Annotated in this window: 1 protein-coding gene; it reads right to left on the bottom strand. The window is 52.7% G+C overall.

What is annotated here, in order from left to right; translation table 11 throughout:
• Positions 1-74 precede the first annotated feature (74 nt).
• The coding region (locus tag DXD78_RS20875; protein ID WP_117652963.1) for a hypothetical protein at positions 75-890 on the bottom strand (816 nt) is incomplete at its 5' end.

Genomic DNA, 890 nt, shown 5'->3' on the forward strand with positions numbered 1-890 from the left:
TTATTGCTTATTATCCGCACCCAAAAAGTTGCATTTATAAGTTGAACTCAAGACTTCAGATAAAATTCCTTAGGTTATATTTTCAATCCTTTGGACCGGGTTTCCTCCTTGGCATACAGTCCCGGACGCCCGATTATGACATGGTTGGCAACGATACTATCCGCCGGACTGCGTATCTGCGGCGGTGCATTTTCGGGATATTGCGCCTGCCTGTTCCTCACATCTTCCGCTTCCGGCTTGAGCTGTTGCCCTTCATTCTCCTTTTCTGCGACTTCGGGCGTGGGTGGCGCAAGCTCCAGCTGAATTTTTCGGTCAAGGGCGGCAAGTTCGGACTTCAACTGCTTCAGCTCGTCCTCCTTCTTCCACACCTTACCCGCTATCTCCTGTAACTGCGGTATCTCCATCTCCAGCACCTCGTTCTTCGCCTTGTACTGGTCGATGATGGAGGGTATCCTCTCCATCGCGTTGAGGAAGTTGCGGGCGGCGGCCAACGGGTCAGCCATCGCCAGATGCCCGTTGTTGTAGGTGTACTTGTAGTTCCCCTCGACCACGAAGCGGTTGTCGGTGAACTCCAATCCCTCTTTGAGTATCCTTTCGCTCACCACCTTTATCGGAAAACCGTAAAGTTCACCGACCTGCGTGTACAACCCTCCGGTCGTGGCATTCTTGGCTATCTCCTGCAAACGCTTTCCGATGACCTTCTCATCGGCGGAATCCACTCCGTCCACCTTTATTATATTAAGGCGGTTGCCCTCCTTGTCGGTCTGCACCACCGACAGGAAGCGGTTCCAGTCCTCCGTCATGGCATCTATGAAAGCCGTGTTGTTGCGCAACTCGCCGGTCTTTGACTCCAGCTTGAACTCCGAATCACGCTTGCCCTTGTTGAACGA

It is taken from the genome of Bacteroides sp. D20, from assembly GCF_003436255.1.
Lineage (GTDB): Bacteria > Bacteroidota > Bacteroidia > Bacteroidales > Bacteroidaceae > Bacteroides > Bacteroides uniformis.